Below are 22,546 nucleotides of genomic sequence, written 5' to 3'. Positions count from 1 at the left end.
CGAACCTGCCGCCGGTCCGATCAGGACCGAGCGGTTGCAGCGAGACCCTTACTGCGACAGGGCGCAAACGCTCGGCGGCGTCACGCCCTTGAAGCGCTGATCCATCCAGGCGATCGCCGCGTCGGCGCTGTCTCGCGCAGCCAGGAGATGGCCGACGCCCGGCAACGCATCGAATTGCACCGCGCTGCCGGCGCGACAAAGCTTGTCTGCGTAGTCGCGTGTCACCTGGGGCCGGACGAGCGTGTCGCTCGTGCCCTGCGCGATATAGACCGGGACGCTGCGCGGCAGGAGACCGGGGGTATTGCGGCTGAGAAGCGCGCGCCAAGGCTGCTGCTCAGCAAAGGCGTTGTCGACGAGGAAGCGGCGCTCCAGCGCCTTGGTCGGGCGCAGCCTGCTGAAGATGTCCGTCAGGCTCTCCAGGCAATCTGCGGCCAACTGATCGACCACCGGAATCGCGCCCGAACTCACGATCTTGTTCAGGGGCGCCTTGTAGACACGCGTCCAGGACCACAGGGTCATTGCCGTCAGGTTCCGGCCGCCATCCGTGTCGATGTCGTCGGACAGCAATGTGGCGAGTTCGGTCGCAGGCGCTGCGGCGGCGACACCGACGAGGTCGAGTTCGGGCGCCAGGCGCTTCGCCAGGATGCCGGTGAACAGCGCCGCGTGCCCACCCTGGGAGTGGCCCCAGACGGTGAAGCGCCGCCCGGCGGAGGCATTGGGGAGCTGGCCGGCTGCGCGCACCGAGTCGATTACGGAGCGGGCCGCGCTGGCGCCGACCAGATAAGGATGGACCCCCGGTGCGCCCAGGCCCGGATAGTCCGTCGCCGTGACGATGTAGCCACGCGCGAGCATCGGACGCAGGCCCTGAATGGATTGGAAGATACCGCCGGAGCGCGACGGTCCGCATTGCGGCTGGACCCCGGTCGTCGGGTGCGCCCAGGCGACGACGGGGCGTCCCTCGGCCGGACCGGGGCCGGGCGGGACGATCGCAACACCGGACACGGCGATCGGCCGCCCGTCGAGGCCGACCGAGCGATAGAGCATCCGGTAGGCGCTGGCGCCCTCGGGCGTTCCGTTCAGAATCTCGGTCCGGATCAGCGTTCCGGGGCGCCCTCCGGCGATCTCGGCAGACGTCGCCGTATAGAAGTCCGATTGCGCGTCGGCTGGCGAGGGGAGGCCGGCCGCCGACATCCACATCAGCAGGGCGAGGACGGCGCGCATGAACGGTTCTCCAGAGGTGGCATAGGCTTCGGTCGGTTTGACCGGAACTAGCCGAGAGACCGTTTAGGATTCGTCCGTGCTGCCGAACCGACGCGTGTCGATCCGGCACGGAAACTGGTCGTCAGCGAATGAACTGGTCCGCGTAATCCGCTCCGAGCCCGTTGCCCGCGTAATGCGCGCGGCATTTGTCGAGGCGGGTGAAGACGTCGTCATAGCCCAGGCACTTGCCGTCGGGATCGACATAGATCATCGCGCCATTGACCTGGAACATGGTGATCATCTCTTCGACGTCAGGGTCGACGACGAGCGTATGGGTCTCGCCCGGCGCCTCGTAAACATAGGACCCCTCGGTCGCCACCCAATCGTGCTCCAGGTAGCGCCACTTTCCCTTGAGGACATAGCCGTGCACGGGCAGGGGGTGGCGGTGGCGCGAGAGCACGCCGGCGCGGCGTACCTTCAGGAGGTTCATCCAATAACCACGCGTCACGCAGAAGAGCAGCGGACGGAACCAGACATTGTCATCGACCGGCACCCAGACCCGCTCGTCGGTTGGAATGACATTGGGCACGATCAGTTCGGGTGGGGAATCCTTCGGCTGAGGGTGGCGATAGGGCGTCCAACGGTCCTCGGCGCTCGCCTCGACTGGCATGGGGTTCGGGTTGGTCATGGCGTTTCCTGCCTGAGATCTTGATTCAAGTCGTTGCCGGAGTGATTCCGGAAGCGGTTGCATGCCGTTGCCGTGTTTGGCGTTTTTGGTGTTGATGCAGATGGCGTCAGACGGCGAGATACCCGCCATCGACGGGCAGGATGGCACCTGTCACGAACCTGGCCGCATCCGAGAGCAGGAAAGCGATGACGCCGCCGACATCGCTGGGTTCGCCCCAGCGACCCTGTGGTGTACGCGCCAGGATCGGCGCCGAACGGGCAGCATCCTCGACCAGGGGCCTGGTCAACTCGGTCGCGATCCAGCCGGGAGCGACGGCGTTGACGCGGATGCCTTCGGGTGCCCAGGCGGCCGCGAGCGACTTGGTGAGCTGGCCAATGCCGCCCTTCGATGCGGCGTAGCCCGGGGCGAGGGGCGAGCCGTGGAAGGTCAGCATGGAGGCGATGTTGACGATCGCCCCGCCATTGGCGGCGAGCTTGTCCTTGGCCGCCACGCACATCCGCATCGAGCCCGTGAGGTTGACCTCGATCGTCAGGCGAAAGGCTTCGATCTCGAATTCCTTGCCGCCGCGCTGGATCATCCCGGCGCAGTTCACCAGCGCATCGATACGGGGGCAGAGCGCGACGATGGCCGCGACCTGATCATCCCTGGTCACATCGAGCCTGGCGTGACGGATCGCGGGGTGAGGCGGGGACGCCACGACCTCCTCATCGGTGAGGCCGGTGGCAATGACCTCGTAGCCCGCCTGGGCGAGCGCAAGCGCAGCGCCTGCACCGATGCCGCGTGTACCGCCGGTTACGAGAGCGAATTTCGGAGGGGGAGTATCTGTCATGCCCCAAGGCTAGAGCGACCGGCGCGATCACGGAAGGCCGGCAAAGGCAGAGCGGGGCCCCTTCATTCGAGGCTGTATTTCAGGCGCAGCAGGGCGGTGCCGCGCGTCTCGTACTGGCTCGCGACTAGCGGCATCTGACGTGCCAGCGCCAGATCGAGCGAGGCCTCCCAGGAGAGATTCGCCAGAGCTGCGAGATCGGCGCTCAACTTGACCTCCGGCACAAGCGTCGAGTGCGGGCCACCGTCGGGAGCGAAGACGTAGCTGCCGGCCATGGAGAGCTGCGAGCTCATGGTCAGGTACTGAAAGAGCTGGTGGCGGAACCCGACCAGCAGACTGGCGTTCTGCTCGGGTTTTCCCGCCGTGCTGCTGCCGCCTCCCGTCGAGATCGTCCAGATGAAGCCGGGCCCCTTGTTGGCGACAGGCCGGGCCAATTTCCAGTCGATGCGTGCGTCGCCGACCTGCTCGTGCCCGGGCGGTGCGATCAGCTTGGTCGAGATCGAGAACGTGTCGGCGCCGAGCTGGAGGCCGACGCTCCGTTCGGGCGCAGACTCTGTCGGGCCACGTGTCGAAAAGCCCTGGCGAATGACGCTGAGCGGGATTTCCCTAGGCAACTGCCGGTTGGCTTTTGGCGGGGCGGGCCAGTTTGCGCGCGCGCTCAGAGCCGGATCGAACGGCACGGCGTCCAGATCGTCCTGCGCCTCTTGAGCTTGTGGTTCGACCGCGTCCTCAGGCTCTTCGTGGGTGAGGATAGGTTTGGGAATGGGGAAGCGCGGGCTGTAGGCACCGTCGTCATTGGCCTTCGCCGCCCAGCCCGCGACGAGCAGGAGGGCAACGATGCCGGCCCGAGCCCCGATGGACCGGCCAGCACGAATACTGCAGCGATGGTGATACAAAGTCGGCATTCTTCCTCGGCGGCGATCTCAAATCGAAGTTAGAACGGGAAGGTGCAGTTTTTGCGGCAGTGCAGCATGAAGGCAGTGCGGCATGAGGCTTGGGCAACTCGGCCAAAAGCCGTGCTTCCCCAGTGGCACGTAACCCGCTAGGAAGCGCGCGGGCGGGCTGCGGAGCTATGGCTGCAGCCCGGAAACGTTCCAGACTGGCCAGCAGCAGGGGTCGAAATCACATGAGCAAGATCAAGGTCGCCAATCCCGTCGTCGACATGGACGGCGACGAGATGACCCGCATCATCTGGCAGAAGATCAAGGACACGCTGATCTTCCCCTATCTCGACCTCGAGCTGGATTATTACGACCTGTCCGTCGAGAACCGCGACGCGACCAATGACCAGGTCACGATCGATGCCGCCAACGCCACCAAGAAGCATGGCGTCGCGGTGAAGTGCGCCACCATCACCCCGGACGAGGGCCGGGTGAAGGAGTTCAATCTCAAGCAGATGTGGAAGTCGCCGAATGGCACGATCCGCAACATTCTCGGCGGCGTGATCTTCCGCGAGCCGATCATCTGCAAGAACGTGCCGCGCCTCGTGCCGGGCTGGACACAGCCGATCGTCATCGGCCGCCACGCCTATGGCGACCAGTACCGCGCCACCGATTTCAAGTTCCCCGGCAAGGGCACGCTCTCGATCAAGTTCGTCGGAGATGATGGCGCCGTGATCGAGAAGGAGGTCTTCAAGGCTCCGGACGCCGGCGTCGCCATGGCGATGTACAATCTCGACGATTCGATCAGGGATTTCGCACGCGCTTCGCTGAACTACGGCCTGATCCGCAAGTACCCGGTCTATCTCTCGACCAAGAACACCATCCTCAAGACCTATGACGGCCGCTTCAAGGATATCTTCGAGGAGATCTACCAGGCCGAGTTCAAGGCCGAATTCGACAAGCTCGGAATCACCTATGAGCACCGTCTGATCGACGACATGGTCGCTTCGGCGATGAAGTGGTCGGGCGGCTATGTCTGGGCCTGCAAGAACTACGATGGCGACGTGCAGTCCGACACCGTGGCCCAGGGTTTTGGTTCGCTCGGCCTGATGACCTCGGTGCTGATGACGCCGGATGGCAAGACCGTCGAGGCTGAAGCCGCGCACGGCACGGTGACGCGCCATTATCGCGAGCATCAGAAGGGCAGGGAGACCTCGACCAACTCGATCGCCTCGATCTTTGCCTGGACGCGTGGCCTCAGCCACCGCGCCAAGCTCGACAACAATGCCGAACTCGCGAAGTTTGCGACGCTGCTCGAGAAGGTCACGGTCGACACTGTCGAGGCTGGCGACATGACCAAGGATCTGGCGCTGCTGGTCGGTCCCGACCAGAAGTTCCTCTCGACCACCGGCTTCCTTGAGAAGGTCAGCGAGAACATGCGCAAGGCGATGTCTGCCTGATCTCTGCGATCCTGAGTGAATGACTTGAAGCGCCCGGATCCCGATCCGGGCGCTTTTTGCTGTCGAGGCCAAGGTGCATGCGACGACACAGCGTGTCGTGCCGTGCAGACCAGGTCAGCCGCTGGCGTAACGTCAGCGGGGTGATCCGCACGTGCTGCGGCCGACATCCGTCCTCGACGAAGGGAACCTGGTCGCTCGGTTGGGCGGGCTCTGCGGGATGACCAGCAAACTCACTGCGGAGCCGTCTCGTTCGGAGAGCTCCGCGCTATCGCTCGCCTTGAGAACGCCGATCGCGATGCCTGGGCACGCGGCCGGGATGATCGCTACTCGATCGTAAGGGGGCGGCGAGCGAGGATACGCTGGCCGCTCAGCGGTGCGTTCATGACATAGCGAAGTTCATAGCTGCCCGGCTTGTCCGGTGCTTCCAGCAGCGCTTCGACGTTCTCTGCCGGAAAGAAGGAGGGGCCTGTCGCGTCCACGGCTGCATCGGGTGCCGTGATGACGACGCGATCGCGCTCGCCATTGGGACCGATCCCGCGAACCGGGATGCTTGTCTTGGCCTTGGCGCGGTCCGGCGCCGACAAGGTCGCCGAAGGGGACGTGGTTGCCAGGGGCTGCCTGGCCAGGATCTCGGGCTTGCCGGAATCCGGGCGAACGAGGCGGAGTTCATAGCTGCCGGGCTCGCCCGGCGTCGTGATCGCGGTTGCGGACACGGCGCCGAGAATGACCGAGACGATGGCCGCTTCAGCAGGATCGCCGGGGCGCGCGATGGCGAGCTGTGATTGTGCCGGCGCCTTGCTGGCGAACACCGTCAACATGGAGCCGGCCATCGCGCTACGCGAGGCCGACAGGGTTGGCTGGACGGGCTGGGCCGGTGCGGCGGGGCGGGGGCGCACCTGCTGGGCAAAGCCTGAGGCGCTCGCTGCCACCAGGGCAAGAGCAATGGTGGCGGCGAGACGATATTGCACCCCGTCTTCTCCGTCGTCCGAACCCGGTCAGCTCATCGCGGCTGCGACGGCGTCGAGCGCAGCCTGCGCTTTGGAGCCGTCCGGGCCACCGGCCTGGGCCATGTCGCGGCGCCCGCCACCACCCTTGCCGCCGAGCTGCTCGGAAGCGGCGCGCACCAGCGCCACCGCGTCGAAGCGCGAGGTCAGATCCTCGGTAACACCGACGACCACGCCGGCCTTGCCGTCTTCCGCGACGCCGACAATGGCGACGACGCCCGAGCCGACGCGGGACTTGGCTTCGTCGGCGAGGCTCTTCAGATCCTTCATCTCGACGCCGGTGACGGCGCGGGCCAGGAGCTTGGCCCCGGAGATCTCGAGGACCGGATCCTCGGCGCTGCCGCCGCCGCCCATGGCGAGCTTCTTGCGCGCCTCGGTGAGTTCGCGGTCCAGTTTGCGGCGCTCCTCGACCAGGGCGGCGAGGCGTGCCTCGGCTTCGGCCGCGGGGACCTTTAGCAAGCTGGCGAGGTCGCGCAGACGCCTCGAATCGGTGTTGAGCTGACGCCGGGCTTCCGTGCCGGTCACCGCCTCGAGACGGCGCACGCCAGCTGCCACCGCGCTTTCGCCGGCGATGCTGACGATGCCGATATCGCCGGTGCGCGAAACATGGGTGCCACCGCAGAGCTCGACCGAGAAGGCCTTGCCCGCCTCGGTCGTCCCCATCGAGACGACACGGACCTCATCGCCGTATTTTTCACCGAACAAGGCGCGGGCACCCGAAGCGATGGCTTCGTCAACGCTCATCAGATGGGTCGCCACCGGCTCGTTCCGCAGCACGGCTGCGTTGGCGATATCCTCGACCTGAGCCAGCTCAGCCTCGGAGATCGGCTTGGGGTGCGAGAAATCGAAACGGAGCCGCTCAGGCGAGACCAGCGAGCCCTTCTGGGCGACATGATCGCCAAGGACGAGCCGGAGCGCCTCATGCAGCAGGTGGGTCGCGGAGTGGTTGGCGCGAATCGTGCTCCGGCGCGCATGATCGACTGTAAGCTCAGCCGGTGTGCCGAGCTTGATTTCGCCCGAAGTGACCTTGACCGCGTGGGCGAAGATGACGCCGAGCTTCTTCTGCACATCCGAAACCTGTGCGGCGAAGCCCGCCCCGGTGATCGTGCCGGTATCGCCAACCTGGCCGCCGGACTCGCCATAGAACGGGGTCTGGTTGAACACGACGAAACCGGTCTCGCCGGCCTTCAGGCTCTCGACTTCCGCGTTGTCGCGGATCAGTCCGGTGACAACCCCCTCGGCCGTCTCGGTGTCGTAGCCGAGGAACTCGGTGGCGCCGACGCGGTCGCGCAGCGGGAACCAGAGCTTTTCCGTCGCAGCCTCGCCGGTGCCGGACCACGCGGCGCGCGCCTTCGCCTTCTGTTGCTGCATCGCCGCGTCGAACCCGTCGAGATCGACGCCGATATCGCGAGCGCGGAGTGCATCCTGGGTCAGGTCGAGCGGGAAGCCATAGGTATCGTAGAGCGTGAAGGCGACATCGCCCTTCAGCTTCTGGCCCGCGCCGAGATCCTTGGCAGCATCGTCGAGGATCGAGAGGCCGCGCGCCAGCGTGGTGCGGAAACGGGTCTCCTCGAGCTTCAAGGTCTCGGTGATCAGGGCCTCTGCACGCAGCAGTTCGGGATAGGCCTGGCCCATCTCGCGGGTTAGGACTGGCACGAGCCGGTGAAGCAACGGCTCCTTGGCGCCGAGCAACTGGGCATGGCGCATGCCGCGACGCATGATGCGGCGCAGGACATAGCCGCGGCCTTCGTTCGAGGGCAGAACACCGTCGGCGATCAGGAAGGCAGAGCAGCGCAGGTGGTCGGCGATGACACGATGGCTCGCCTTCATTGGCCCGTCGGACGAGACCGATGTCATGTCCGCGATGGCGCGGATCAGGGTCGCGAAGAGGTCGATCTCGTAATTGTCATGCGTGCCCTGAAGCACGGCGGCGACACGTTCCAGCCCCATGCCGGTGTCGATCGAGGGCCGCGGCAGATTGGTGCGGATGCCGCCGGCGGCCTCCTCATACTGCATGAACACGAGGTTCCAGATCTCGATGAAGCGGTCGCCGTCCTCATCGGGCGAGCCGGGAGGGCCGCCGGGGATATGGTCGCCATGGTCGTAGAAGATCTCGGAGCACGGGCCGCAGGGGCCGGTGTCGCCCATGCGCCAGAAATTGTCCGAGGTCGGAATCCGGATGATCTTCGAATCCGAAAGTCCGGCGATCTTCTTCCAGAGCGCGTGCGCCTCGTCATCCTCGGAATAGACCGTGACGGTCAGCTTTTCCTTGGGCAGGCCGAATTCGCGCGTGACCAGCGTCCAGGCGTGGGTGATCGCCTGTTCCTTGAAGTAGTCGCCGAAGGAGAAGTTCCCCAGCATCTCGAAGAAGGTGTGGTGGCGCGCGGTGTAGCCGACATTGTCGAGGTCATTGTGCTTGCCGCCGGCGCGCACGCATTTCTGCGCCGACGTGGCGCGCTGGTAGGAGCGCTTTTCCTGTCCGGTGAAGACGTTCTTGAATTGCACCATGCCTGAATTTGCGAACATCAGCGTCGGGTCGTTGCGTGGCACGAGCGGGCTCGACGGCACCACCTCATGGCCGTTCGACTTGAAATAATCGAGGAAGGTGGACCTGATTTCGTTGACGCCGCTCATCGCAATTCGAACTCTGCTTCAGGATGGGTGGCCGGGCGGGCCTGCTGGTTGGGATCGGTTCTAGTCAGCGGCTTTGCACCTGTCCAGAATTCCCGTGACAAGGCCTTGGCGCATAAAAGAAACGGGCGGCCCCGAAAGGCCGCCCGACGAAAATACCCTGCCGCCGACGCGGAGATGAGGCTCAGGCGTCGCCCTCGTCGAGATCATCGTCGGTAGGTGTCGCCTCATCGAGGATGCGATCGGCAACGAGGCCTGAATTCTGCCGGATCGTGGCCTCGATGCGCGCCGCGACGTCCGGATTGGCCTTGAGGAAGGATTTGGCGTTCTCGCGGCCCTGGCCGAGGCGCTGGCTGTCGAAGGAGAACCAGGCTCCGGCCTTCTCGACCATCCCGGCCTTGACGCCGAGGTCGATCAGCTCACCGACCTTCGAGATGCCCTCGCCGAACATGATGTCGAACTCGACCTGCTTGAAGGGCGGCGCCACCTTGTTCTTGACGACCTTGACGCGGACCTGGTTGCCGGTGGCCTCGTCGCGCTCCTTCAGCGTCGAGACGCGGCGAATGTCGAGGCGCACGGAGGCGTAGAATTTCAGGGCATTGCCGCCGGTCGTGGTCTCGGGCGAGCCATACATCACGCCGATCTTCATGCGGATCTGGTTGATGAAGATGACCATGCAGTTCGAACGCGAGATCGACGCGGTGAGCTTGCGCAAGGCCTGGCTCATCAGGCGCGCCTGGAGGCCGGGCTGAACATCGCCCATCTCGCCTTCGATCTCGGCGCGGGGCGTAAGGGCCGCAACGGAGTCGACCACCAGCACGTCGATGGCGCCGGAGCGAACCAGGGTGTCGGTGATCTCGAGCGCCTGCTCGCCGGTATCGGGCTGCGAGATCAGGAGGTCGTCGAGATTGACGCCGAGCTTGCGGGCATAGACCGGATCGAGCGCGTGCTCGGCATCGACGAAGGCGCAAACGCCGCCCTTCTTCTGGGCTTCGGCAATAGTGTGGAGCGCAAGCGTGGTCTTGCCGGAGGATTCAGGTCCGTAGATCTCGATGACGCGGCCCCTGGGGAGCCCGCCGACGCCGAGCGCGATATCGAGCCCGAGCGAGCCGGTCGAGATGGTCTCGATCTCGATCGCCTGCTGGTTCTTGCCCAGGCGCATGATCGAGCCCTTGCCGAAAGCCCGTTCGATCTGCGAGAGCGCCGCATCGAGCGCCTTAGCCTTGTCCATCGAAGAGCCTTCCACGAGCCGGAGATTTGCCTGATTCACAACGTGCGCTCCTTATGGCAGGGGCGCGATCACTTCTCAATGTGCGCCGTGAGCAAATATGGTCACGGTTTGTTCCTGTCTTCAAGTTCTTTTTTTGTTCTCATTCATCGCCTCCCTGCAGAGCTGTTCAAGCCCGGCTGTCGCCCTTCGCTTGCATGGCCCGGATCTGCATCGCGTTGCCGAGCCGCTCCAGCTCCAGGGTGTAGCAGTAGAGCGCGAAGATGACGGCGATGAGGAGCGCCCCGCGCCAGCTCAGATCGAGATAGCCAAGATCGAGCTCCGGGACGTGCCGGAGATAATAGAGCGAGAACAGAGCGCCGCCGAAGATGAAGCCGATCCGGGCTGCGAAGGAGACGAAGTGGCCGATCACCAGGCCGCCATAGGTGGCGGGGATGGTCACATGACGCAGGCGCCACCAGTAGCAGGCCTGGCCGATCAGGACCGCGAGCGCGGTCTGCAACGCGCTGCCGCGAGTGGCAGTCATGATCGTTCCGATATTGTCGATCAGCAGGAGGAAAATGCCCCGCACATTGGCGAGCACGACGATCGCACACAGGGTCTGGGCGAGAAGCAGGATCAGGTATCTGCGTGAGTTCCCGTCCGACATCGCGCTGCCCGCATCGTTCGTGGACGCCGCGCCTCGCTACCTGCGCGGCCTCGCGCCTCAGCTCATCGCGGCCTTCACTGTCTCGACCAGCTGCTTCATCGTGAAAGGCTTGGGCAGGAAGTGGAACTGCTCGCCTTCCGGCAGGTTCTTGCGGAAGGCCTCCTCCGCGTAGCCGGAGACGAAGACGACCTTGGTGGCCGGGTTGCGCTGACGTAGCTCGCCAAGCAGGGTCGGGCCGTCCATCTCGGGCATGACCACGTCGGAGACGACGAGGTCGATCTTGCCGTCATGCTTGAGGAAGATATCGAGCGCCTCCACGCCCGAGGCCGCTTCGTGCACGGTATAGCCGCGCGAGATCAGCATGCGGGCATTGAGCGCACGCACCGCGTCCTCGTCTTCGACCAGCAGGATGACGCCGGCGCCGGTATGATCGGCTGCGACCTTCTTGGGCGCTTCCTTGGCGGCGTTGTCGGCGGCGATCTCCTCTTCCGTCGGCACGTGACGCGGCAGGAAGATGCGGAAGGTCGTGCCCTTGCCGAGGGTCGAATCGACGAAGACGAAGCCACCGGTCTGTTTGACGATGCCATAGACCATGGAAAGGCCGAGGCCCGTGCCCTTGCCGACCTCCTTGGTGGTGAAGAAGGGCTCGAAGATCTTGTCGAGATGTTCGGCCGGGATGCCGGTGCCGCTGTCTTCGACTTCGAGCATGACATAGTCCGCGGTGGGCAGGGCCTGATGGCCGAACCCGGCGCATTCCTCCGCTGCGACGTTGCGCGTGCGGACCTGCAGCTTGCCGCCGTCCTGCATGGCATCGCGCGCATTGACCGCGAGATTGACGATGACCTGTTCGAGCTGACCGAGATCGGCCTTGACCGACCAGAGGTCGCGGCCCTGGCGAATGTCGAGCGAGACCTTGTCGGCGACGACGCGCTTCAGCATCAGCGAGAGATCGGAGAGCACATCGCCGAGCTCGAGCACCTGCGGGCGCAGCGTCTGGCGGCGCGAGAAGGCGAGCAACTGCCGGACCAGCGAGGCCGCCCGGTAGGCGTTCTGCTTGATCTGCATGATGTCCGGGAAGGACGGGTCGGTCGGCTTGTGGCTGGCGAGCAGGAACTCGGACGCGTTGATGATGACCTGGAGCACGTTGTTGAAATCGTGCGCGATGCCGCCGGCGAGCTGGCCGACAGCCTGCATCTTCTGGGCCTGGTCGATATTGTCCTTGAGCTTGCGCTCGGAGGTGGTCTCCAGCGCATAGACGATGGCGCGCTCACCATCGCTGTCCTCGGTCGCTGCGACCGGAGAGAGATAGAGTTTGGCCGAACGTCCGTCCTCGCCCGAGAGATTGGCATCGAGCGGGGCGATGTCGCTGCTGCCGGCCATGGTCGCTGCGAGCGCCTCGTCGAGGCTGCCCGGCGCGACGAGATCCTGGATCGTCGCGGGCTGGCGGCCCTGCTGCGTCAGCCGGGTGAAGGCGGCGTTGGAGCGCAGGATCGCGCCGTTGCGGTCGACGGTCGCGATCGCCATCGGCGTCGAGTGGAAGAAGCGGGCAAAGCGCACTTCGGCATCGCTGCGCCCGTCGGACCCGGCTTCGCCGGTCGTCCGATTGAGCACGAGCGTGCGTGAGGGGCCAGCGCGGCTGTCGCTGCCGAAGGCAACCTGATGATGCAGCCTGACCGGCAGGGTCGTGCCATTGCGCCGGCGCAGATCGACATCGAGGACCTCGACGCGGACATCGCCGGGCTGCCCGCGAATGGCCTGGATCAGGGCAGCCGCGTTCGAGGTTGCGATGTCGTCGAGATGCAGTCCGCCCGAGCCGAAGCGGGCGAGGTCGTAGTCGAGCCAGCCCGAGAGCGTGGCATTGAGATAGGGCACCTCGCCATCGGCGTCGATCGAGAGGAAGCCGGCCGGCGCATGATCGAGATAGTCGATCGCGTGCTGGAGTTCCTGGAAGGCGTTCTCCTGACGCTCACGCTCGGGCGTTACGTCCGAGACGCTCCAGAGCATGGCGGCCTTGCCCTCGCGGCGCACGGGAGAAACCCGGATTCGATACCAACCGACCGTGTCGCGACCGTTGAGGGCGGGCTCGAGCCGGACTTCCTCCGCCAGCCGGCGGCCTTCGCGCGCGGCGGTCGCCAAACGGTAGATCGCTTCCGACACCTCCGGGCGACCGGTAAACAGGCGTTCGACCGGCTTGATGTCGCTGGCTCCGCGGGCTCCGGCGAGCGCCAGATAGGTTTCGTTGGCGTAGACGATGCGGTTCTCGCCCTCGGTGACGACGACGCCGTCATCGGCACTGTCGACGATGGCCTTGGTCAGGTCATTGCGCGCTGCGCGGCCCGAAAATTGAACAAGGCCAATGGAAAAGGCAAAGAGGCCGAAGACACCGATCACTGAAAGCAGGGCCAGCAGGCCCAGGATCAGCGGCTGCGCCCATTCATTGGCGATGAAGCCGAGCGCGATCGCGGCTCCGACGAGCAAGCCGGCGACAAGCAGGATCAGGCCGATACGGCCTGGCTTGTCGGAGCGATCGATCGCGGTTGTCGCCGTGGTTCCGCTCATGCGGCTGGTCCGTCCCGTTTCACGCCTCCTCGCCGCCAGCGAGGGGCTTAGCGCGCAGGTCGCGCAGATTGCGAGTTAGGCGCGCCTACCCTTCAGGCGCAAGACGTAACCGATGACTTCGGCGACGGCCTGATAGTGTTCGACAGGAATTTCTTCGTCGATATCGACCGTCGCATAGAGCGCGCGGGCCAGCGGCGGGTTCTCGACGATCGGTACGCGATGCTCCCCCGCGACCTCGCGGATCTTCAGGGCAAGCGCGTCGACGCCCTTGGCGAGGCAGAGCGGGGCGCCCATGCCCTGCTCGTATTGCAGCGCGACGGCGAAGTGGGTCGGGTTGGTGATGATCACGGTCGCCTTGGGCACCGCGGCCATCATGCGTTTCCTGACCCGCTGCGCGCGGATCTGCCGCAGCTTCGCCTTGACCTCGGGATTACCTTCGGAGTTCTTGAACTCCTCCTTGAGCTCCTGCTTGGTCATGCGCTGACGCTGGTACCAGCTGAAGCGCTGATAGACGAAGTCGCCGATCGCGATCACTGCAAAGAGCGCGAGCACGCTCGCCATCAGCTTGATCGTCAGCGACAGCGTCGCCGGCAGCATCGCGGCGACACTCATCTGCGCGAAGCTCTCGAGCCGGTCGTGCTCCTTCCAGAGCGTCAGGCCGACGGCGGTGCCGATCAGCAGGATCTTGGCGAGGCCCTTGGCGAAATTGACCCAGGCCTCCTTGCCAAAGATCCGCTTGGCCCCAGCCATCAGCGAGATCCGGCTGAATTTCGGCATCAGCGGCTCGAAGGTCCAGAGCGGCTTGTGCTGGATCAGCGCACCGGCAAGCCCGGCGCAGAGGATGAAGGCGAAGGGCAGGCCGAGCGCCATGAAGCCCGTCATCACGCCCTGCTTGGTGACGTTGAAGAAGGCCTCGCCGCTGGAAGGCACCTGATGCGCGTTCATCAGGAAGGAGCGCAGGGAAAGCGCCGCACTGCTCGCCGACCAGCCGGCTCCGACCAGCAGCGCCAGCGTGAAACCGCAAAGGACGAAGAAGGTGCCGATCTCCTGCGAGCGGGCGATGTCGCCCTTCTCGATCGCCTGGTCCAGCTTTCGCTGGGTCGGGTCTTCTGTCCTGTCCTCGTTGTCGGCGTCCTCTGACATCGCCGCTCCTCAGTTGCCGGTGAACTGGCGAAGGAAGTTGCCGAGATCCTCGAGGAAGACGCCCATCATCACGCCGACGACGGCGAGCAGCACGAGCATGCCGCCGAGGATCGAGGCCGGCACGGCGAGGAAGAAGACCTGAAGCTGCGGCATCATCCGCGCCAGCACGCCGAGCCCGAGATTGAAGAGCAGACCGAAGACGATGAAGGGCGCGGAAATCTGAACGGCGAGGGCGAAGCCCTGCGTCGCCGCACGGATCGCCAGGGTCATCATGTCTCCGACATCCGGAAAGCCGCCAGGCGGCAGGAGCCGATAGCTTTCATGAATCGCCGCGATGGCGACGTGATGGAGGTCGGTGACCAGGATCAGCGTGATGCCGAGCATCGTCAGAAAGTTGCCGATCGACGGGTTCTGCATGCCTCCGGTCGGATCGACCGTCATCGCGAAACCCAGGCCCATGGTCTGGGCCACGATCGCGCCGGCGCTCTGCAGGCAGGCCATCACAAGGCGCACGCTGAGCCCGATGGTCAGTCCGATCAGGAGTTCGCTGATGAGAAGGCCGACCAGCGCAGGCATGTCGCCGGGCGGGGTGATGATCGTGCGCGCCATGGGGACGATCATCAATGCGATGAAGAAGGCCAGCGACAGACGCGCGCGTGAGAAGATGAAGCGTTCGCCGATGCCGGGCATCAGCATCACGAGGGTGCCGACACGCGCGAAGACGAGCACGAAGAGCGCGCCGATCTCGGGCAGGATCGCGATCTGCATCGTGCCGGCTGGGCCCCTGCGCCACTCGGGACGCCACTGCGGCAGCCCCAGAGCCGGTCGCGGCAGCGTAAGGTTCATTCGCCCGTGGCGATTCGGACGGCGACCCGCCCCATATAGCCTGCAAGCGCATCGCCCATGAACGGCAGAAACAGCATCATGGCGGCAAAGACCGCAACGATCTTGGGGACGAAGATCAGGGTCTGCTCCTGAATCTGCGTCAAGGCCTGGACGAGCGAGACGGCGAGGCCGACCCCAAGCGCGACCATCATCAGCGGGCCGCCGGCCTTGAGGAAGACGACGATGCCGTCGCGCGCGACGTCGAGGATGGCGCCTGAGGTCATGGTTTGCGTCCTGATCGAGCCGGGAATCAGACCGGCATCCGCATGATTTCCTCATACGCTGCAATCACGCGGTCGCGAACCGCAACCAGCGTTTCGATCGCGGCCTCGCTTTCCGCGACGGCCGTGACGACATCGACGATATCGGAGCGGCCGGCGGCCACGCTTGCGGTCTGGATGTCGCTCTTGCGGCCGGCATCGGCGGTTGCTTCCAGCGCCTTACCGATCAGCGAGGAGAAATCCGGCATGCCCGCGCTGGCACCGGCGGCCGCTCCGAGCGGCTTGCGCATCAGGTTGCTGGCGCCGAGACCCTGCGTCGAGGCGTAAGCGCCGGCGGCGAAGCTGGATGTGGCCATCGTGTGAGGTTCCGTTCCGCTGGCGCCGATCAGACGCGCAGGATGTCGATGGTGCGCTGGATCATCCGGCGCGTGGAGGAGATCAGGTTGAGATTGGCCTCGTAGCTGCGCTGTGCCTCGCGCATGTCCATGGTCTCGACCAGCGAGTTCACGTTCGGCATGCTGACATTGCCGGTGGCGTCGGCTGCGGGGTTGCCGGGCTCGAATTTCGTCCGGAAGGCGCTTTGGTCACGCTGGACGCGGCCGAGATCGACGACCTGGGCTTCGAGCTCACGGTCGACCCGCCGCTGGAACGTCGGAATCTTGCGGCGGTAGGGATCGACGCCGGCGCGATCCGGTCCCGAATCGGCGTTGGCCAGGTTCTCGGCGATGACCCGCATGCGGCCGGACTGGCTGCGCAGGCCCGATGTCGCCACCGCGATGCTCTTGAGAAGATCCATGAGGCTGCTGCTCCTGCGTCCGCTGCCTTAGCGGCCCTTACCGATCGCGATCTTCATCAGTCCGAGGCCCTTGCTGTAGAGCGAAGCGGCGAGCTGATAGTCGGACTGGTTCTGGGCCACCTTCATCATCTCGTCCTCGAGATTTACGCCGTTGCCGTTGGGAGTGACCTCGAAGCGGGGTGCCTTGGCGGTATCGAATCCATTGCGCTGTCCGGAGGGGCCCATATGGCCGGCAGAGGTCTGGGCCAGGGAGACGCCGGACGAAGCCGTGCCGATGGCCGGCGCCTTGAGATCCATCGGGCGGAATCCGGGGCTGTCGGCGTTGGCGACATTCTCGGACAGCACTTTTTGCCGGGACTGGTGCCAGTGCATACGCGTCTTCAACGCCTGCATCAGGTTGCCGCCAGCGCCTAAGGCATTGCCAGACATGGAGTTTGTCCCGTTTTCTCAGGGGATGGCCGTGATCGGAGCCGCGGAGCGATTCCGTCCTGACAGTCGATCCACTGGGAAAATATTGCCGGGTGCTTGGTTAATTTCGCGTTAAGATTCACGAATCCGGTGAACCAAATTAACCAAGTGCTAACCCTGTTTCCCGAAATTGCGGGCGTTATGCTATAGCCAACGTGTTGAACCTTGGGTGGAATTGCGGTCCGCCAAGGGCTGTCGCCGTCGCACATGAGGCAAACCTTGCAGACGTTGTTTGGCTTCGAACTCTCGACCGGCCTCCGCTGGATCATTGCATTCGCTATCGTCCTGATTCTGGTGGCGCTCTTCGCCTTCCTGCTGCGACGCATCACCGGCGGGCGACTCAGGATAGGAGGGCAGGGCGGTGGCCGCGCCCGGCAACCGCGCCTCGGGGTGGTCGATATCCATGACCTCGACCGGCAGCGCCAGCTCGTGCTGATCCGCCGCGACAATGTCGAGCATCTGGTGATGATCGGCGGCGCGTCCGACGTGGTGGTCGAGACCAATATCGTGCGCGGCAGCAGCAGCGGACGGATTGCGGTACCGGCGCAGGCCGAGGCCCCGGTCTTTGAACGCCCTCTGGCGATCGACCCGGCGCTCGGTTTCGAGGCTCTTCGCGCCGATCTGCAGGAGGAAACGCGTCGCGCCTCTCCGCCGCCGCAGCCGGCCGCCCCGCAGCCGGATAGCCTGCCGCCGCTGCCGCATCGTACCCCTGGGCCAGTTTCGCGCGTCGAACCGGCTGTGGCACCGGCAGGCGCTGCAGCGGCTGGCATGGCCGGCCTCGCGGCAGGAGCTGCGATTGTGGCCTCACAGGCTCCGAATTTCGGGCGCAATCAGGCTCCCGCGCCAAGCGTGAGTTCCGATGAGCTTGACGATATGGCCCGTCAGCTCGAGGAGGCGCTGAAGCGTCCGCACTCGGCTGTCCGGTCGTCCCAGGCGCCGGCGATCCCGGTTCCGGACGTCGTTCTGCCGGTGACGCCGCCTGCGCCGGTCAAGCCTGAAGAGCCGAAGCCCGCAGCAGCCGCGCCGGTTCTCGCTCCGGTTCCGACTGCCCCTCCGCCGGTCTTCGGGCGGCCCGTCGGCGTGCCGCCGGATGTCGCTGCCGAACTCGAAATGGCCCTGGGCCTGAAGCCCAAGCCCTCGGACGTGGTGACGCCACCGGTGCCCGCCGTCGAACCGAAGCCCGCTCCCTTCCGCGAGCCTCCCGAAGCCGCCAAGCTGCCTGAGCCTGCACCGGTCATGCATCCCGAACCGACACCGGCGGAGCTTGGGGAGAGGCTTTCGGCAAAGGACGAGGACGACGCTCTGGAGGTCAGTGAGGACGAGGCCGATACGGAGGCCGAGGCAGAGATCGCCGAGTCAGAGACCGAGGCCGAGCCAAAGCCTGAGCCGTCCTCTGTTCCCGCCGCCGAAGAGCCGAAGGCCGAATCGAAGGCGGAGGAGAAGCCCATTCAGATCGATCCGTTCTCGGTCGATGCGATCGAAGCCGAGTTCGCGCGACTGCTCGGGCGTGATCCGAAGTCGAAGTCCTGACCGGACGGGCGTGATCAACAGGATTGTCGGGCTGCGACGATCCTGATGCCGCCGGCTTGGTTGCCCTGGCGGACATGGGCGCCCTAGCGTCGTCTCGCCCGATCGGTTGAGTCGGGCTTTGATGGCGGCTTTGCGTGATCCTGACCCTGACGGATGCGAGATGGCGTCGCGGTTGCCGCGTCGCTTGTGCCGGCGCGATGGTCGCGTTTGCGCTCTGCGAGCCGGCTCGGGCGCAAACGCTTTCGCTTGATCTCGGGCAGGGTGGGGGCGTCGCCGAACGGGCGCTGCAACTCATCGCCGTCATCACGGTGCTCTCCCTGGCGCCGTCTATCCTGATCATGGTGACGTCGTTCACGCGGATCGCGGTCGTGCTGTCCCTGCTGCGCTCGGCCATCGGCACGCAGACCGCGCCGCCCAACGCCGTGATCGTCGGGCTGGCGCTTTTCCTGACCGGCTTCGTGATGGCGCCGACATTGCGAGAGGCCTATCGCGTCTCGGTCGAGCCGCTGGTTGCGGGGCAGATCCAGCCCCAGGAGGCCTATAATCGCGGCGTCGTGCCCTTCAAGGCGTTCATGCTGAAGCATGTCCGCGAGAAGGACCTGATGCTGTTCATCGAGATGTCGCGGGAGCCCCGCCCGACGCAGCCGGAAGATATCCAGATCCAGATTCTCGTGCCGGCATTCATGATCTCGGAGCTGCGCCGGGCGTTTGAAATCGGCTTCCTGCTGTTCGTGCCATTCCTGATCATCGATCTCGTCGTGGCCTCGATCCTGATGTCCGTCGGCATGATGATGTTGCCGCCGGTGACGGTCGCGCTGCCGTTCAAGCTGATCTTCTTCGTCCTGGTGGACGGCTGGGGCCTCGTCACGGGATCGCTGATCAAGAGTTACGGAACGTAGCGGTCAACCGCGGCCTGGCGCTGCGCCCGGGCTCGCCTCGGCGCCGGTCGAGCTGGGTGGTGCTGCCTGTTCGGGCTCGGCTTTGGGCCGGCTGCGCACAGCGCTTGAATAGGCCGGATAGCGCTCGCGATAGGCCCTCATGAACTCCGACAGGTTGTCGGCACCGGAAACGGCGCGCGCCATCTCGCGTATATCGGCGGCATTGGCACGGTTGGCCCCGGTCGCGAAGGCGAAGGTGCGAGCATCCGTGCTCTCGGCCATCTTGGCGGCGAATTTCGTGCGCAGCCGGTCGAGCGACAGAGCCTCGTTCGACATCACATAGGAGACGGCGGCGCGCATCACGTCGGCGCGCTCACGCTCGTTCAGCGGCGCGTTACCGCGCCAGCTTTCGCCCAAAATGCGTTCATGCGCTTCGCCAGCGTCGCGCCAGCGGCGGCCCGTCCAGTAAATATCCGAGCGCAGCCGGTCGACTTCCGGACCGCGCTCGATTTCGAGCATCTCGAGCGCCTGGTCGGTGCGCGAGAGATCGGAGAGGGCCTTCGCCTCGAGCAGGAGCCGCGCCCGCTTGACGTCTCCCGGCAGTTCGATCAGCCGCGTCGAGGAGATCGCCTGCAGCGCTTCGGCTGGCTTGCCGTTCATCAGCGCGATCATCGCAAGGCGTGCAGCCATCGTCGACCGCGCGGCGCCGGTCAGGCGGGCCTGCATCTGATAGCGCAGAATCTCGCTCGCCTGGTCGAGCAGGTCGAGTTCCACCAGCCGGTCGGCGAGAAGGCGGGCGATTTCGTCGCCGCGCCGGCCGATCGGCAGGAATTCCTTGAAGTCGTAGAACAGGGCCAGCGCTTCGATGCGCGGCAATTGTTCCTGCGCTGCGTCGCGATTGCTGAAGATCTCGGCGAAGCGCTGGGCCGTTTCATCGTGAAGGCGGCGCGTCAGCGGATTGTCGGGGTAGTTGTTGTTGGCGCGGCGCGCGATCTGGAAGGCGTCACGCCAACGGTGCTGCGCGGTATAGAGTCGGCCGAGCTCGGACAAAGCCTCGATCTCGATCTCGCCGCCGCGCCAGATGATCGACACCGTCTCGAGCCTGCGGGTCGCCTCATCAGGCGAAATGTCCTGGCGTTTCTCGGTCTGCACCAGCCGGATGGCACGCAGTTGCGCCTCCGCTGCGACTGGCCTGCTGGCGGCCTCGAATAGCGGCTTGTAGCCGTTCAGCGCGGCCTCTGGGCGACCGCTGACATCATTGAGCATGGCGCGAAGGAGTGCGAGCTCCTCCTTGTCCACAAGATCGCGCGGCAATTCCGAGAGCCGCTCGATCTGGCGCTCGGCGGTCGTCATATCCTGCATGGCCATGGCTGCGCGCGCCATCGCCGGGCGGAACTGCACCTGCAGATCATCCGGGTAGCCGTCGAGCGTCGCCTCGGCGCGCCGGAAACCGGCAAGCGCCTGGGCCTGGCGCCCGAGCCGCTGTTCGATCAATGCGCGCCAGAGCCCCGCCTCGGCATCTTCCTTGAGCGGGCCGGCCTCGAAGGAAGCGAGAGCCTCAGGGTTACGGTGCATCTTCGCCGCGATCACACCCTTCAGGAACAGAGCCTCGCGATTGCCGCGCATGGCGGCATCGTCGGCCAGCATCGCCTGGAGAGGCCCCGCGGCCTCCGGCATCAACCCGTTTGCGGCATAGAAGCGGGCAAGAGCCAGCCGTGCTTCGGATTTGCGGCTGCGCGAGGCGTCGGCGACATCGCGCAGCAGCTCACGCGCACGTTCACGGACGGCTGCAACGCGCAGCTTCGCCCAGAGCTCCGGGCTCAGCAGGGGCGGGGGCGCCGCGACCGGCGTCTTCGTCTTGTCTTCCTCGCTCTGCGGAAGATCGAGGGTGACGGTCAGGCCGCCGGCGCGCCCGATCAGCGCTTGCTCGGTGCCGGCGCGGACGACGATGTCGTCGGAGCGCGGCATGATGGCGAGGCCATGGGCGGTCTGCATCAACCCGAACTCGACGAAGCGATAGGGCTTGGTCACCGCCCGCGTTGGTCCCAGCGCGGTTGCGATGGCCATGGGCATGCCCGCGGTCCCGCCCTCTATCCAGTGCACGCCGGTCATGCCGGGCAGGGGAATGGCGAGGATCGTCTGGCCGTGCTCATCGACCGTGCGTGCAGGGGCGACAGGGTTCGTCGGCTTGCCCGCCTGCTCACCGAAGCCGAGCGTCCAGCCGGTGCCGTCATCGTTGAAGCGCACCAGCTGCTGGTTGGACAGGCGCAGCCGGACCAGCGTGGCCTTGCCTTCGCGCGTGACAACGGTTTCCTCGATCAGTTCCGGAAGCATCTGCCGAAAGCTCGCGGGGTCGATCGTGTCGCGGGTGTCGAAGACGAGAGTCACCAGGCCGGCATCGACGAAGGCCGCAGCCCCGGTCGGACGCGGGAAGCGGAAATCGATGCGGCTGCCATCCGGACCAGCCGATGACTGGATCTTCACGAGCTGAGGCGTCGGGTCGATGGCCGGCGCGGCAGGTTCCGCGGCTGGCTTGGCGACTGGAGCAGCTTGCTGTGGTGCCGGTGCCTCGCTTGCAGCTGCCGGCTTGACAGCAGGGGCGGGTGGCTTGTCCGGCTGATCGGCGGCACTCGCCTGGAAGCCGGTCAGGCTGAGCACGCCGGCCTTGGCCGGCGGCAGCAGATCGACGACGAGGCGGTCGTCGTCGCGGAAGCTGCGGGCCTGCCAGTCCTTGGGCAGGGAAAGGTCGAGCTGGGTATTCTCCGCACCGGTCTCGGTCGAGACGAGCCCGACCCGTTCTGGCAGGGCCGACCGGATCGCGGAGGGCTCCACCGTGAGTGATTGGTCGAAGGTGAGCCTGAGCGTGCCGTCGACAAGCTCATGCGCCAGCTTGGTGTCGGAGGGCGCCTGGAAGATCAGGCGCTCGAGTGTCGGCAGCTTGGCGCTGGTCAGCAGGAGAGGCTTGGGCGCAGGTGGTGGGCGGCGGTCGATCTCGCGAGCGCGGGCCTCCGCCAACCGGACGCGCTCGGCCAGGGCGGCGATGACCTCGGGCGGAGGGCCGGGCATCACGCCCTTCCAGGTCTCCGGCAGCAGGTCGATGAAGGCCTTGTCGCCGGCCTCGATCAGGTTCGCCTTGTAGGGGCGAGCGAGAGCAAAGCGCATGCCGCGGCCATCAGGGTCGATCCGCGCGATCGAGACATAGTCCGGGAGTTGCTTGGCGATCTTGTTGACGTCGATCTTGACGGGGCCGCCGAAGGCAACGACCAGAACGCCATTGGCGACCCTGACGCGCACTGGCATCGGCTCGTCGAACGTCAGCGACAGTCGCCCGAAGCCGGGCGGCATGGCGGCACCCTGCAAGGTCGCCGTTGCCCCAAGCGCGGGCATGGACAGGCTGGCGGCAACGCCAAGCGCGGCCAGTCCGACACCAAAGGCAAGAGAACGCGGGAAACGCAAACCGGTACACTCACGCAACGCGACACCAGTGCCCGGCACGACC

Annotated in this window: 19 protein-coding genes; 3 read left to right on the top strand and 16 right to left on the bottom strand. The window is 65.7% G+C overall.

Going from position 1 to position 22,546, the window contains the following annotated elements; translation table 11 throughout:
• Window positions 1–48: 48 nt before the first annotated feature.
• The 4 genes from AB4118_RS20645 to AB4118_RS20630 all read right to left on the bottom strand — a co-directional run bounded on the left by AB4118_RS20645 (window position 49) and on the right by AB4118_RS20630 (window position 3,619).
• Entirely contained in the window at window positions 49–1,221 is a 1,173-nt protein-coding gene (locus AB4118_RS20645) for an alpha/beta fold hydrolase (RefSeq protein WP_441491505.1), read from the bottom strand.
• Between the two features lie 121 nt (window positions 1,222–1,342).
• On the bottom strand, window positions 1,343–1,888 hold the full coding sequence (locus tag AB4118_RS20640) for a 2,4'-dihydroxyacetophenone dioxygenase family protein (RefSeq protein ID WP_441491504.1): 546 nt from the start codon (window positions 1,886–1,888) through the stop codon (window positions 1,343–1,345).
• A 106-nt stretch (window positions 1,889–1,994) separates the two neighbouring features.
• Window positions 1,995–2,717, bottom strand: coding sequence for an SDR family NAD(P)-dependent oxidoreductase (locus AB4118_RS20635; protein WP_441491503.1), 723 nt, complete (start codon window positions 2,715–2,717; stop codon window positions 1,995–1,997).
• A 62-nt stretch (window positions 2,718–2,779) separates the two neighbouring features.
• The gene (locus AB4118_RS20630; RefSeq protein ID WP_441491502.1) at window positions 2,780–3,619 is read right to left on the bottom strand and encodes a hypothetical protein; all 840 of its coding nucleotides are present in this window, start codon (window positions 3,617–3,619) and stop codon (window positions 2,780–2,782) included.
• A gap of 221 nt (window positions 3,620–3,840) precedes the next feature.
• On the opposite strand from AB4118_RS20630, the gene AB4118_RS20625 reads away from it, so the two are divergent.
• Window positions 3,841–5,055: an NADP-dependent isocitrate dehydrogenase gene (locus tag AB4118_RS20625; RefSeq protein WP_441491501.1), complete on the top strand. Its 1,215-nt coding sequence runs from the start codon at window positions 3,841–3,843 to the stop codon at window positions 5,053–5,055.
• Between the two features lie 323 nt (window positions 5,056–5,378).
• Here AB4118_RS20625 and AB4118_RS20620 read toward each other — a convergent pair whose 3' ends face one another.
• From AB4118_RS20620 to flgB, 11 genes are all read right to left on the bottom strand, one after another.
• Window positions 5,379–6,023 carry a hypothetical protein gene (locus AB4118_RS20620; RefSeq protein WP_441491500.1) on the bottom strand — a complete coding sequence of 215 codons (645 nt, stop codon included), beginning with the start codon at window positions 6,021–6,023 and terminating at the stop codon, window positions 5,379–5,381.
• Window positions 6,024–6,050: 27 nt separating this feature from the next.
• Window positions 6,051–8,693 carry an alanine--tRNA ligase gene (gene alaS / locus AB4118_RS20615; protein ID WP_441491499.1) on the bottom strand — a complete coding sequence of 881 codons (2,643 nt, stop codon included), beginning with the start codon at window positions 8,691–8,693 and terminating at the stop codon, window positions 6,051–6,053.
• Window positions 8,694–8,874: 181 nt separating this feature from the next.
• Complete coding sequence (gene recA, locus AB4118_RS20610; protein WP_113514031.1) at window positions 8,875–9,921, bottom strand: recombinase RecA; 1,047 nt, start codon at window positions 9,919–9,921, stop codon at window positions 8,875–8,877.
• 166 nt (window positions 9,922–10,087) lie between these two features.
• Window positions 10,088–10,567, bottom strand: coding sequence for a hypothetical protein (locus AB4118_RS20605; protein ID WP_441491498.1), 480 nt, complete (start codon window positions 10,565–10,567; stop codon window positions 10,088–10,090).
• 57 nt (window positions 10,568–10,624) lie between these two features.
• The gene (gene cckA / locus AB4118_RS20600) at window positions 10,625–13,126 is read right to left on the bottom strand and encodes a cell cycle histidine kinase CckA (RefSeq protein WP_441491497.1); all 2,502 of its coding nucleotides are present in this window, start codon (window positions 13,124–13,126) and stop codon (window positions 10,625–10,627) included.
• Window positions 13,127–13,201: 75 nt separating this feature from the next.
• Window positions 13,202–14,269, bottom strand: coding sequence for a flagellar biosynthesis protein FlhB (gene flhB, locus AB4118_RS20595; RefSeq protein ID WP_441491496.1), 1,068 nt, complete (start codon window positions 14,267–14,269; stop codon window positions 13,202–13,204).
• A gap of 9 nt (window positions 14,270–14,278) precedes the next feature.
• A complete protein-coding gene (fliR, locus tag AB4118_RS20590; RefSeq protein WP_069882615.1) occupies window positions 14,279–15,037 on the bottom strand; it encodes a flagellar biosynthetic protein FliR in 759 nt (252 codons plus the stop codon).
• A gap of 74 nt (window positions 15,038–15,111) precedes the next feature.
• Window positions 15,112–15,378 (bottom strand): flagellar biosynthesis protein FliQ, encoded by a 267-nt coding sequence (gene fliQ / locus AB4118_RS20585; protein WP_069879968.1) that lies wholly within the window; start codon window positions 15,376–15,378, stop codon window positions 15,112–15,114.
• Window positions 15,379–15,404: 26 nt separating this feature from the next.
• Window positions 15,405–15,731 (bottom strand): flagellar hook-basal body complex protein FliE, encoded by a 327-nt coding sequence (fliE, locus tag AB4118_RS20580; protein WP_441491495.1) that lies wholly within the window; start codon window positions 15,729–15,731, stop codon window positions 15,405–15,407.
• Window positions 15,732–15,760: 29 nt separating this feature from the next.
• Window positions 15,761–16,171 (bottom strand): flagellar basal body rod protein FlgC, encoded by a 411-nt coding sequence (flgC, locus tag AB4118_RS20575; protein WP_441491494.1) that lies wholly within the window; start codon window positions 16,169–16,171, stop codon window positions 15,761–15,763.
• A gap of 27 nt (window positions 16,172–16,198) precedes the next feature.
• Window positions 16,199–16,600 (bottom strand): flagellar basal body rod protein FlgB, encoded by a 402-nt coding sequence (gene flgB / locus AB4118_RS20570; RefSeq protein ID WP_441491493.1) that lies wholly within the window; start codon window positions 16,598–16,600, stop codon window positions 16,199–16,201.
• Between the two features lie 258 nt (window positions 16,601–16,858).
• Between flgB and AB4118_RS20565 the strand changes: the two genes are divergently transcribed.
• Window positions 16,859–18,169, top strand: a complete 1,311-nt coding sequence (locus AB4118_RS20565; protein ID WP_441491492.1) for a hypothetical protein — start codon at window positions 16,859–16,861, stop codon at window positions 18,167–18,169.
• A 197-nt stretch (window positions 18,170–18,366) separates the two neighbouring features.
• Window positions 18,367–19,068: a flagellar type III secretion system pore protein FliP gene (fliP, locus tag AB4118_RS20560; RefSeq protein WP_441491565.1), complete on the top strand. Its 702-nt coding sequence runs from the start codon at window positions 18,367–18,369 to the stop codon at window positions 19,066–19,068.
• Window positions 19,069–19,071: 3 nt separating this feature from the next.
• On the opposite strand, the gene AB4118_RS20555 is transcribed toward fliP, so the two are convergent.
• Window positions 19,072–22,503 carry a tetratricopeptide repeat protein gene (locus tag AB4118_RS20555; protein ID WP_441491491.1) on the bottom strand — a complete coding sequence of 1,144 codons (3,432 nt, stop codon included), beginning with the start codon at window positions 22,501–22,503 and terminating at the stop codon, window positions 19,072–19,074.
• Window positions 22,504–22,546 lie beyond the last annotated feature (43 nt).

It is taken from the genome of Allobosea sp. 2RAB26 (assembly GCF_052115465.1).
Classification (GTDB): Bacteria; Pseudomonadota; Alphaproteobacteria; order Rhizobiales; family Beijerinckiaceae; genus Allobosea.
The sequence above is the reverse complement of the archived record's forward strand: the minus strand, read 5'-3'. Positions and strand labels throughout refer to the sequence as shown.